Source organism: Candidatus Albibeggiatoa sp. nov. BB20, assembly GCA_016744725.1.
Taxonomy (GTDB): Bacteria; Pseudomonadota; Gammaproteobacteria; order Beggiatoales; family Beggiatoaceae; genus Albibeggiatoa.
Map to the genome: position 1 here is coordinate 15,106 of JADGDW010000043.1, position 12,355 is coordinate 27,460.

Consider the following 12,355-nt stretch of genomic DNA (forward strand, 5'->3'; position numbering starts at 1 on the left):
CGTGAGAATGCAGTCCAGACGCGCTGCGTCATAGCCATTTTGAAAATATACCTATTCTTCATTTTTCTGTTGAACATCAGAGAAATTGACTAAACTCAAAATGACAGATGATGCTATTGCTTATCCATTCTACCTATCAAGAAATACTCCCAAGCCGAGTTTGGGAGTAAGTTAATTTATACTCTCATCCAAATCATGAAAATATAAATGTTAGCGTAGTCCATCGTTATCTGTATTAAATACAAGAACCCATGCTGCTGTTTTCGTAGAGACAGACAGTATAAGTAGGAGCAATACGACGAGGAAAATGTGCTTCGTAGGAGAATGAAATTGCAGCACCTATATTATTCATATTTCCATCAAGAAGTTGAACTTTTATGTAAGCATAATCGTTATCACCTGGATTTTGCACATGCGTTAGATAGCCATTCTCAACAGAAGCATTATAAGTATCTACATATTGACCATTTTGATATATAACCACTTGATTTGACGACAATATGGCTGAATAACCATCAAACCAGTAGAAATGTCTGTTGTTCAATAAATTGTATGTTTTGCTTGAGCAAGTAGCAACCGAATCTCCAGCATTGCAACTGGTTGGATTTAACAGCGCAGAGGCGTTTTGTGAAATGAAAGACAACGCTAATAATAAATTAGCAACAACAAATAACTTCTTCATGAATTCCTCCAAAATAGCTTTATTAATAAGTGGTTTTTAGCATAGAACAGATTTAATTTTAATCAAGGCAAAATTTAAACTTTATTTTATTTTTGTAATAAATCAAAAATTACAGAGAAATTGGCTAAACCAAAAATGATAGATGAGAGTGTTGCTTATTCATTCTGTGTTAATTGATAAAGGTTTTTGTTGTACCTAAAGTTGCTTAATATTGTTATTAAGCTAAGCTCATAGGTGTGCAAATTCCAATTATTATTGTCAAAGTCAAGTTTCCCTCCTCACAAATTATGATTTTTTTCGATTCAAATACCCTCCACCTAAGTCAATGATACGCAAAACAATACAACCAACTGTGCTAATGATTTTAAATTTTTTTGAAATTAAATTTCACTAAAAACTTGCGCGATAAAAATTCTACTGCTATATATATCTGCATGTTTTAATAACCTTGTTTTTGAATAGACATATTTTAATTCTTAAATATGCTTCTAAATAGGTTATTTCGTCTCAACTTTTTAATGGAATATTTTATGTTATTAACATGGCAGAAACTTCGGTGGGTTACAGGCTTAGCAGGCTTGTCTTTATCGTTAATTGGCAATACAGCCTTAGCACTTGATCCACCTCAAACCGCACCACTTCATGTGAATGGGATTACAAATTATAGTGCAGCCAGTAGTGCAGCAGGACTTTGTGTAAGGAAGATGTATGTTTACTCAAAACTGGGGGCGGCCTCGTCTGGAAATTATAAGCCAGTTATGCTGTTACATGCTGGTGGTTGGGTAGATGGGCCTGAACAACAGGCAACCGCTAACTTGTCTAATGGACCGACAGTCTTGGCGGATGTGGGCACAGGTAAGACGTTAACGCAAGAACTGGTTGATCGTGGGTATGTGGTATTTATCCCTTATTACCGACTGATTAATAACACCAATGATCCTAATACAACGTGTAGAAGTAGCAGTATTACGGCAGAAGATATTGAAAAAGATGTCAAAGATGCACTCATTTGGGCTCATAGTCATCGTTTAACTTACTCAGCGCAAAACCATGCTAAAGTTCGGGTGATGGGATTTTCAGCGGGTGCGCATTTAGCTTTATCCTTAGCATTTTCTTCAGCGGTGCAAAGCATAATTGAGCGAGTTGTTTCTTTTGCTCCACCTTCAAATTTTACCGATTTAACTGATCCTGCCTATTATACTTATTTGCAAAATCTGGGGCATCCTACGGTTAATGGTCAAATTTACTTTAACGCCTTTGCGTATACTGGTGGAAGTAGTGCAACACAGATCGCCCGTATCAACCGTAACTCGTTTCATGATCTGATTGCTAACAACCCATCTTTACGGAATAGTTTGCCACCCATTGGATTTTTGCATGGATTTCAAGATGCAACCGTACCTGTACAACAAAGCGTTGATTTATGCTTAAAATTAGGCGGTTACACTAGTATTCCACAAGCTCCCGTTGCTAGTTCAAACGACTATGCAGTCTTAGTCAGTTGTGGTTCAAGTAATAAGTTCTTTTTTGACTACCATCATTATTTAGATCACGGTGCGCAGTGCCAAAACATACCAAGTCCATTGACTTGTACAGGTGCACAAAATCAATTTAACAACTCTATGCAAACCACTTTAAACTGGTTAAATTAGTAAGTTAGCAAACCAATAACTAGAAAGCTGATAAGTTGAATACATTTTGACTTATCAGCTTTTTTTATGTTTATCTCGTTCTCATCATATTTTGTAAGAATCTTTTCATAATATTGCCTCACTCCCAAATTCTATTTAGGAGTACTGAATAGAAGCTCTGCTTCCCATATTTACAAGTTTAATATCATCCTGCTGGATTACCGCAAATCAATATATTCAATATTGGACAACGCGCTATTCCCCGCCGCATTCATGGCCTAAATCGCGATATAAAGCTTTGTATTGGCAGGTAAATCAAAAATACCATGGGTTAATATCCCCACATCGATAAAACCCACTTGTTTCGCACTTTGTGCATAATACAAACGATAGTTCGTCGCATTCACAATCACTTCCCAACCTAACACCGCCACCCGTTGTTTTTGAGTCAAACGTAATTGTGGGGCGGATAGTGCCGCAGGGCGTTCGTTACTCGCATCGGTTCGCACTAAAATTTTAGAACTAAATGGCGCAACGTCGATTTGATTCGCTACCGCATTCCCATCTAAATCACGATATGGCAAACCACCCAAATCATATTGACGGGATTCTGCATAAGGATTGATAAAGATTTTCTCTCGTTCCAACGTTCCACGTCATACATTTTTCTAAAATATATCCATTCTCCTTTTTGTTGAACATCAGAGGAATTGGCTAACCCAAAAATGACGGATGACGCTATCGCTTATCCATCCTACTTTGACTAAAGATTGTTTTTTATCATTCATAACGCTAACTTTGATTGGAATGCCCTTTTTTTAAGTAAATGTTTTAAAAAAATCATGTACTAGAGAAAGGTAGTTTTGGTCGACAAACTTAGATTTTGGTTATTTTTATAAAAAAACTACTCAAAATTACAACTTTAGTTGTAGGACTTACAACTTTAGTGCTATTTATTTGCGATCAAAGGAGATGTAATATTTTAGCCAGACATAGCAAGATGCTTTGTCTAGTTAAACATTTACCTTAGGAGAATTTTTATGAAACGTTTATACTCTTCATTATTAATTGCTGCAACATTAACTGTAGCTCCATTTGTTAATGCTGCTGACAATCAAGTAGCTGTATTTCCTGTCTGTTATGAAATCAGTAATAATGTACCTGGAGCGCCAGTTCTTAGACTTGATTTATTGGTAAATGCACCGAATTCAACCATCACAGGCTATGCTAAAGTATCTCAAGCTATCCAAGCACCACCAGTAGAATCAAAATTACGTGGTGAATATGTTGTTCATACACTTTTTCCTAATGTTTCTCAAATCAAATTTGTGATAGCAACTGGCTATCCTAATATCAACTGGCCTTCTGGTCTTAGACGTGATATCGTCATTTTCCCTAACTTAGAATTAAATATGGTATTGCATAATGGCTGGCAATCTGGTACAGCTTCTTATAGTTATACTCATGATGGACTACCAACTAATGATTCAAAATGGATTTATGTTACTGATATACCAGCAAAATCAGTTCCTTGCTTTAAATAAAAATTAGAAAGCTTATTTCGTTACCAAATTCTGGAAGCTGTTTTCTTCACTTCTTTATACAACCTCAGAACTTGGTAACGAGCTATACCCTCATTTAGAGATAAAACCACCTTTAATTACCTTACCGCAAATCAATATATTCAATATTGGACAATACGCTATTTCCCGCTGCATTCATGGCCTGAATCGCGATATAAAGCTTTGTATTGGCAGGTAAATCAAAAATACCATGGGTTAATATCCCCACATCGATAAAACCCACTTGTTCCGCACTTTGTGCATAATACAAACGATAGTTCGTTGCATTTGCAATTGCTTCCCAACCTAACACCGCCACCCGTTGTTTTTGAGTCAAACGTAATTGTGGGGCGGATAGTGCCGCAGGGCGTTCGTTACTTGCATCGGTTCGTACTAAAATTTTAGAACTAAATGGCGCAATGTCGATTTGATTCGCCACCGCATTTCCATCTAAATCCCGATACGGCAAACCACCCAAATCATATTGGCGGGATTCTGCATAAGGATTGATAAAGATTTTAGAACGTTCCGTCGCTGGCATCGCAGGACGCAAATTGACTTGTTGCAAACTGACATTATCTAACCAATAATCAGGATCATCTTGCTGCATATAGAAAAACAAACGCATGTCCTCTGACACTGCTTGCATTTTAAATAAGTGCTGATAATCAAAGCGTTTTTTGCCCGATGGCAATCGATAAACACGACTTAATGCAGGTTTGCTGGAATATTGGCTCACACGGTTATAAATACCCACTTGAATCGCCGCTTCTGCCTCACGCTCGATACTGAAGCGCAGCATATAATAACCATCTTGCTGTAAAGGCAGAGCTTCACCGTTATTAATTCGCACAAAATACGATTGATGCCCATTGATGACTTTCAGTGCTTGCCCATCTAATTTGGTCGCCGCTTCGATTTTACCGCCCGACACTTCCCACGGCTCAATTCCCGTTTCAAAGTCTGGATTTTTAATCAAATTTTCACTGATTGGGCTATCCATTTCATACAAAGCGTCATTGACTTTAATCACTGACCACTTTTGCAAATCGGTTTTAGAATGTTGGTCATTGTCATCTAGCTGTTGCCATGTTTCAAAATTGTAGAAATAATTGTAAGGCTCTTGATCTGTCCAACGAAACAATTGCACCCCACCATAATAGAAATTTTCAGTTTCATTGCTTTTGCCGCCTAACGCATAAAAATCATTATCATACGGATGATTATAATAATTGTAGTCAAACTGCCCATAATGCCAAGCTTGTTGTGGTGCATTCTGGCGCAAACTGTATTGAATCGGGTCGGTATTATAAAAAATATTGTGCGTGACTTGATAACCTAAATTGTCAGTCGCTTTGCCCATGCCAATTTTGGCTTGCTGTTCCCTATTGGCGTAAAAGGTGTTGTTTTTCAAAATATTATTGCGCACACTGCCCGTAGCATGAAACCCATCATCATGATTAATCACTGTATTATTGAGATATTGCGAATTGTGATTATTTGAGGTATACAACGCAAAACCGAATGCAAAGGCAGTTTGAGGAAAAAAGCCTTGTCCACGCTTCCAACTGGTTTTATTGCCTCTAGCATTCAATAATAGATTGTCGCGTATCAACACTCCGTTCGAATCTTCTAAATAAATGCTGCCGCCGTCTGCCAAAGTGCTTAACGCATGTTCGATAATATTGCGCTCAATCACGCTTTCCTTGCCTGCTTGATTGCTGCCGACCCGAAACATAATCCCCGAATAACCTACATTTTTAATATGATTATTCACAATACGGTGGCTGTAAGAGGTTTCAGGTTCATTTGAGCCTAATTGAATTGCATTGTATTCTCCTGGTGCTTGCGGCGATAAACCAATGTTTAAGAACAGATTATCTTCAATCGTGGTTTGTTGGGTTGGCCAGAATACGATAGCCGAGTCAAGAATATCCCGAAATAGATTCCCCGTTATCACAATCTCACTAGTGCCAGAACCAAATACGGCTTTTAAACTACGGGTAAATATATTATTTTTAAGCTCAATTTGCGCTGAACGGCTGTTTAAATGCAGTACTTTATTGCTATAACCGTCAAACATCAAGTTTTCGATGGTGGTGTATTGATGCACTGACATGGCTCTTTCAAATACAGTGACTTGTACTCGATTGTCCAATTGCTCACAGCTAACAGAATCAGGTGGGGTAAAATAAATCTTACGGGCTTGGGTATCTAAAAACCATTCATTTGGCGCATCTAAACCTGCTAATTTACCTTGTAAGAAATAGCCATTATTCGGCGCAAGACTTTCTAAAATACTGTGTTGCAAAGTCAGTGAATCTTGACCGATGCTGGCAACAGGTGATTGTGTGTACGTCCAGTTAGAATCACGGATTACGGCGATTGCACCGATCCATTTTGCACGTTGTGGCACGGCGCTTAATTCGGGATCAAGAATGATTTTGCCTTTGGTTTTGTCACCCATAAATAGGAATTGTCCTCGATTGGGATAACGGGCTAAGTCTTGTAATTGTCCATCAAAATATAAATACGTTGGCGTGGTTTGCACTTTGTCTGCAATCATGTCGTTAATGTTGTAACTGCCGTATTGGCCTTTTTCCGCATTTAAATCTTGCAAGTTGCCGCTGTCCGCCACACAGGTGGATTTGTCATTAATTGTGGTCGCCGTCCATTGGTTAATTGCAACATTGCCCGTGACCCGTGGAAGGGCTGCCAGCGCATCACCATAATCGCTAAAAGTTACCCGTTGATTGGGTTCACCTTGCACTCGATCGGAAAAAATTTCCCCATAAAAAACACTGCCACGCTGAAATAACACGCTGTCACCTGCTTTGATTTGCTGGTCACGCAACGCGGTATTTAAACGGCTCATGTGTTGCCATGCGCTTTGCTGGCTGAGTCCATCGGCTGCGTCATCCCCTTGATTACTGAGGTAAAAAGTTTGACTCCATGTCGCACTACTGAGCAGATATAAACTACACAGCAGTATTAATCGCTTCGTTTTTGTCATTGTTTATCCTTATCCATTAAATGGTATGTACAAAGATAATAGCGCAGCATTTTGGATTAATCTATGAGGTTTTTTGATTTATGATATTAATATTTAGGATTGAGTATGGCTTTTAATCAGGATTGCAGGTGTTTTTTAGAATCGTAAATGTTAAAGATGTAGCTTGAATAGTATTTTTTGTGAAAGCAGGGGTTTTTATCATTTTATGCGTGTTTTTATAATTTCTGTTGGAATCTGGTTTTGATGCCACGTATCATCAATATTTCATTTATATAACAAGTGTTTTAATGGCTGAATTGTTTTATAAGTATTATGATAGAGATTGCGCCTTTTGCTATTTTCCGTGTTAAAGCTCTAAATCTTAGGGTTTTAATTTAATTCTACAACCATAAATTTATAAAAATCAATGACTCATTCAGCTCTTTACACCCATCTTAAGCAAGCCAAAAGTGAAGAAGATGTAAAAGATATTTATATCAAAGCACTTGGATTAAAAGCTTATACCAAAGGATTAATTGATATTCGTACCAAAGAAATTTGGTTTGAGGCGAAGGACACGGGACGGCATTCTAGTTATGCGATGTTTACGCAGTTGTTGCATTATGTGCAGGATGGTTTGAATAAAGGTGAGGAGATTCCGCCATTTTTAGCGGTGATTGATACGGAAAAAGCGGCTTTGATGAAAACGGTTGATGTATTGCCTTTTTTGGAAAAGAAAACCGTGAAGTGGGGCAAGTCAGCGAGTCAGTATCCGAAGGAGGCGTTGGATGAGGTGTCGGCGCATATCGGGACGCATTTTGTCTCGTTTAAGATTTCGACTCATGGCGATGAGTTTATCAGTACGGTTAAGTCTGCGATTCAGACGGGTGAGATTATTCGGACGCAGATTACGCCTGATAATTTGAAGCAGGTGTTTGATAAGTGGGTGGCGATGGTGGGGCGTGAGATTATTGGGGTGGATGCGGAGCAGTATGCGTTGTTGTTTTTTGCCGATATTATGCATGATGGTACGGTGTCGACGCATGATGATTTACCCGCTGAGTTGTTGCATAAGAATAATGCGCCGGTTTTTAGTTTGGATGGGAAGATTTATGAGTTGGGGAGTAAAGAGGGTTATCGACAGTTTTGGACGATTTATCAGAAGCCGCCAAAAGCTGAGTATCGGAATTATTTGTTAGAGCGGCGGGATAGTTTGATTGCGTTGGATGAGCGCAGTTTTAAGGGTGCGTATTATACGCCGTTGGCGGTGGTGGATAAGGCGTATGATAAGTTAACCGATACTTTGGGCAAGAATTGGCAGAAAAATTATATTGTGTGGGATATGTGTTGCGGTGTGGGTAATTTGGAGGTGAAGCACAGTAATCCGCGTAAGATTTATATGAGCACTTTGGATCAGGCGGATGTGGATGTGATGAAGGCGACCAAAACCTGTGTGGCGGCGCAACGTTTCCAATATGATTATTTAAATGATGATATTACCGACGACGGCAAAATTGATTACAGTTTGACTGATAAAATCCCCGCAGGTTTACGCAAAGCCATTGCTGATGGGAAAAAGATTCTGGTTTTGATTAATCCGCCTTATGGAGAAACGGGTTCTGGCATCGCTAAAGGCAATATGAATAAGAAGAAAGTTGAGCAAACAAGAATTAATGCTTCAATGAAACAAGGTTATGCTAGCAAAGAATTATTTGTGCAGTTTTTGGTACGGATCGCACAAGAAATGCCTACAGCAACACTGGCAATGTTTAGCACATTAAAATATGTCAACGCGCCTAATTTTGAAAAGTTCAGACAAGCTTGGAATGCAAAATATTTAGATGGCTTTATTGTACACAGCAAGGCTTTTGATGGTTTAAAAGGAGATTTTCCTATTGGTTTTTTAATCTGGAAAACGAACCAAAATGCCAAAAGAAAAACGCCTATCAAAGAAATTACCACATCCATTTTCAATAAAAACGTACAGCCGATTGGTGAAAAATTTTTTTATAACTTACCAAATAAAACATATCTGAATGTTTGGATTGACAAGCCAAAAACAAATGATGAACTCGCCTTATCTTTGTCAAATGCTGTAACAGTTTCAAGAAATCCTAGACTGAAAAAATCATGTGATGCGATGATTGGTTTTTTATATGCCAGCAATAATGATTTACAACATGCAGGACAAGAAACCTGTATCACTTCTTCGATTTTTACTGGAGGTAATGGTGGAGGTTTGTACATTACCACTGAAAATCTCTGGCAAGCTGCTGTTGTTTTTTCAATGCGACAATTAATTAAACATTCGTGGTTCAATCATAACGACCAATTTTTGCAGCCCAGTGAACCTTTAAATAACGAATTTAAACATGACTGTTTAGTTTGGATGCTATTTCATGGAAAAAACTTAACCGCCAGTGCTGACGGACTGGAATGGAACGATAAAAAATGGTCAATCGTCAACCACTTTATTCCTTTCACAGAAGACGAAGTGAACGCGCCAGACCGATTTGAATCTGACTTCATGGTGCAATACATCGCGAAAAAGACCTTTTCCAAACCAGCCAAAGCCGTACTCAATGCAGGTCGAGAATTGTGGCAAGCCTACTTTTCCGAAAAAGACGTGTACAAGGTGCGAGAAGAATTCAAACTCAATCGCCCCGATGTTGGCTGGTATCAAATCCGCAATGCACTTAAAAAACGCAACGCAGACAGCAGCGCAATCCCAACAGACTTCACCGAATTTGAAACGGCTTATCAAGCACTAAGCGAAAAACTCAGACCACAAGTGTTTGAATTAGGCTTTTTAAAACAATGACTTTGTGAATTATAACAAGCAAAGCTTGTAAGACAGGCATTCCCAAACAGAGTTTGGGAACGAGAAGCGAGAGAGATATTTCCAAATTCACAAAAGTTAACTTATATATTAACCTTGAATTAATGTATTTCCTGTTCCCAAATTAAATTTAACATATTGGAAACATCCAGCTTTTGATGAATTGGACAGTCAGGACAACCCATACGTGTTGGGGGATTATTACACTGTGAACAAGCCTGCACGATTTCAGCCGCAAAAGTTAATTCTGATTGCAGTTTTTGTAGCGCATCCATTTGTAAACTCACCTGCTCTGTGAGCGTACCCAATATTGTTTGAACATGTTGGCGGCTTTCATCTCCTGTTGGATGCAGCGTTCTAACGATGGCCAATTGCTTAATCAAATTGATCGGAATACCCGATTGGGCTAAATGCAGAATTGCTTTGAATCGCGCAATATCAGTTTCTGAATAAAGGCGCGTTCCTTTCGGTGTGCGGTGTGCTGTCACCAATCCTTCTTCTTCATAAAAGCGCAATGTACGTGGGGTGGTTTTAAGTAACTCTGCCACATCACCTATTTTTTTAAGTTCTGTTAATTGCACTTTGCGCTACACACCAACCAATTGTGCTTGATACCCAAGAGATGTGACGCTTGTTAATAATGTCTTTGTAGTGGTGACTGCGGGATTGAATGCTACAAGTAACAAATGATGTTTGTTTGGGCTGAAGCGTGGCGCAATCACGCCTTCTATTTCACGTACAGCTTGTTCTACTGTCTGACGTTGCTCACTATCAAGTGATTCATTGACGTGGATCAAAATATCGCTGATGTTCATAGTCGTTCCTTAAATACATTATGAGTACAATATATTTATATTACGTAAACGTTAGATTGTCAAGAATAACGATATATAAAAATGAATCATCTCTTACCTCAGCTATAAAATAAGCCCAATGTAGGATGTATAAGCTTTGCGCCATACACCTTTTGAAAATATCCCCGCTGATTTCAGCCAGTTTAAAACCGCCTACCAACAACTTAGCGAAAAACCAAGGCCACAACTGTCAACAAAAGTCTGCTTTGCAAAACATAACAAGCAGAGCTTGTAAAACAGGCATTCCCAAACAGCGAAGCTGTAAAAGAACTCCTAAATTCAGTCTTTTTGACTTGTAAAAGATAGAATCACACACATTGTGGCTGGTGACTATTTAGTGCTAGCCTATGTGCATGTATTCCAAACCTAATCAGGAAGCACCCCAATGCCAATCTTTAAACCCCGTTTATTACATATCACGTTACTTTCTGCGATAACCATCAGTCAAATCAGTTTTGCTGCTGAACCAGATTGTACCGCCTATTTTGACGGCAACCAATTGACCGTACCCTGTGTCAAACTTCCTGGATTAGAATCAACTTTTGCAGGCAATTTTACCATTGACCAACTTTCACCGTTACTACTGCGTTTAAGCAGCGTAGAACAAACAGTGATTGATACACCTACCGATCAATTAAACGGGGTATTTATACGTCGAGGATACGGCGAAGTGATTTCCATACAAGATGGTTTTTTTTCACTATATGATGTCAATCGTCAATCTTGCACTTTGGCTGGAAAAGAATTACCCATTGATGCTTTGATTGAGGAATACCCTAGCGTATTGTTAACCGCAGATGGTAGCCATTTCAATACCTTGACCAAATATCAAGCGGCTGATATTCATCCGTACACCTATGACCGCTTAGAAGCACTGCCCACCCAATGTTCAAATTTAACAGGAGAACCGGTCACAGACCTCACCGCCAATTTCGAAGCCTTATGGCATAGTTTCAATGACAATTATCCATTTTTCCAACGCAAAGGGGTCGACTGGCAAGCCGTGTACGCCGAAGCCAAACCTTTATTAAGTGAGATCAATTCAGAAGAAGATTTATTAGGCTTATTTGATGAAATGCTCAGACCATTGAATGATATTCATGTTGAAATTGTTATTGATGATGAAGATGCGGTCGAAAGCTATCACAGCATTGCAAATTGGTTGTTACGAGCCATTGATACTTATCGCAGCGAGCAAGGTTTAAATAATTTAGAGCAAACCTTTGCTGAACAAAGTGAATTTGATGACTTTGATGAATTTGTCAATAATCTATTACAAACTGACAGCGAACACCTGCAATTTGTGAATGATTTTGTTGCCCAAGCAGCGGCATTAATTCCAAGTTATGTAGCTGATTTAACTTGTCCTGTCTCAGCTGTGTGTTCTGGTAATATTAACGAGAAAGTCGCATATTTAAGTATTGCAGCGATGTTTGATTATGGCGATGATGAACAAGATGGGGATCAAGATATGGCATTTATGCAGCAATTTTTAGCCGATTTTATTCCCAGTTTGGCAGATAAAAACGCTTTGATTATCGATGTACGCAACAATGTGGGCGGTTATGATGCGATTTCTAACCTGATTGCAGAACATTTTATTGAACAAAGCCAAGTCGCGTATCATAAAAAAGCCAAATTCGCGGGCGGTTTTGCCAATCAACACAGCATTACGCTTGAACCACAAATCGACCAATCTTTTACCAAACCTGTTTATGTATTAATCGGGGAACATACTTATAGTGGTGGAGAAGTTTTTGCTTTAGCAATGAAGAGTTTACCTAATGCAATCTTA

At 38.8% G+C, this 12,355-nt stretch carries 9 protein-coding genes; 4 read left to right on the forward strand and 5 right to left on the reverse strand.

Translation table 11 applies throughout. From position 1 onward, the window contains the following. Nucleotides 1-235 precede the first annotated feature (235 nt). Nucleotides 236-682, reverse strand: coding sequence for a hypothetical protein (locus ABXH34_RS06885; RefSeq protein WP_353571131.1), 447 nt, complete (start codon nucleotides 680-682; stop codon nucleotides 236-238). 530 nt (nucleotides 683-1,212) lie between these two features. On the opposite strand from ABXH34_RS06885, the gene ABXH34_RS06890 reads away from it, so the two are divergent. Continuing rightward, nucleotides 1,213-2,334 carry a dienelactone hydrolase family protein gene (locus ABXH34_RS06890; RefSeq protein WP_353571132.1) on the forward strand — a complete coding sequence of 374 codons (1,122 nt, stop codon included), beginning with the start codon at nucleotides 1,213-1,215 and terminating at the stop codon, nucleotides 2,332-2,334. A 257-nt stretch (nucleotides 2,335-2,591) separates the two neighbouring features. Here ABXH34_RS06890 and ABXH34_RS06895 read toward each other — a convergent pair whose 3' ends face one another. Beyond that, nucleotides 2,592-2,960 (reverse strand): hypothetical protein, encoded by a 369-nt coding sequence (locus ABXH34_RS06895; protein ID WP_353571133.1) that lies wholly within the window; start codon nucleotides 2,958-2,960, stop codon nucleotides 2,592-2,594. A gap of 393 nt (nucleotides 2,961-3,353) precedes the next feature. On the opposite strand from ABXH34_RS06895, the gene ABXH34_RS06900 reads away from it, so the two are divergent. Next, on the forward strand, nucleotides 3,354-3,857 hold the full coding sequence (locus ABXH34_RS06900; RefSeq protein ID WP_353571134.1) for a DUF1842 domain-containing protein: 504 nt from the start codon (nucleotides 3,354-3,356) through the stop codon (nucleotides 3,855-3,857). A 121-nt stretch (nucleotides 3,858-3,978) separates the two neighbouring features. Here ABXH34_RS06900 and ABXH34_RS06905 read toward each other — a convergent pair whose 3' ends face one another. Next, nucleotides 3,979-6,888, reverse strand: coding sequence for a right-handed parallel beta-helix repeat-containing protein (locus ABXH34_RS06905; RefSeq protein WP_353571135.1), 2,910 nt, complete (start codon nucleotides 6,886-6,888; stop codon nucleotides 3,979-3,981). 406 nt (nucleotides 6,889-7,294) lie between these two features. Here ABXH34_RS06905 and ABXH34_RS06910 point away from each other — a divergent pair, with 406 nt between their 5' ends. Then, a complete protein-coding gene (locus ABXH34_RS06910) occupies nucleotides 7,295-9,688 on the forward strand; it encodes a hypothetical protein (protein WP_353571136.1) in 2,394 nt (797 codons plus the stop codon). 119 nt (nucleotides 9,689-9,807) lie between these two features. On the opposite strand, the gene ABXH34_RS06915 is transcribed toward ABXH34_RS06910, so the two are convergent. Continuing rightward, complete coding sequence (locus ABXH34_RS06915; RefSeq protein ID WP_353571137.1) at nucleotides 9,808-10,287, reverse strand: MerR family transcriptional regulator; 480 nt, start codon at nucleotides 10,285-10,287, stop codon at nucleotides 9,808-9,810. Nucleotides 10,288-10,293: 6 nt separating this feature from the next. Beyond that, entirely contained in the window at nucleotides 10,294-10,521 is a 228-nt protein-coding gene (locus ABXH34_RS06920; protein WP_353571138.1) for a hypothetical protein, read from the reverse strand. A gap of 424 nt (nucleotides 10,522-10,945) precedes the next feature. Here ABXH34_RS06920 and ABXH34_RS06925 point away from each other — a divergent pair. Next, nucleotides 10,946-12,355, forward strand: a 1,410-nt coding sequence (locus ABXH34_RS06925) for a S41 family peptidase (RefSeq protein ID WP_353571139.1), incomplete at its 3' end; no start/stop codon positions are given.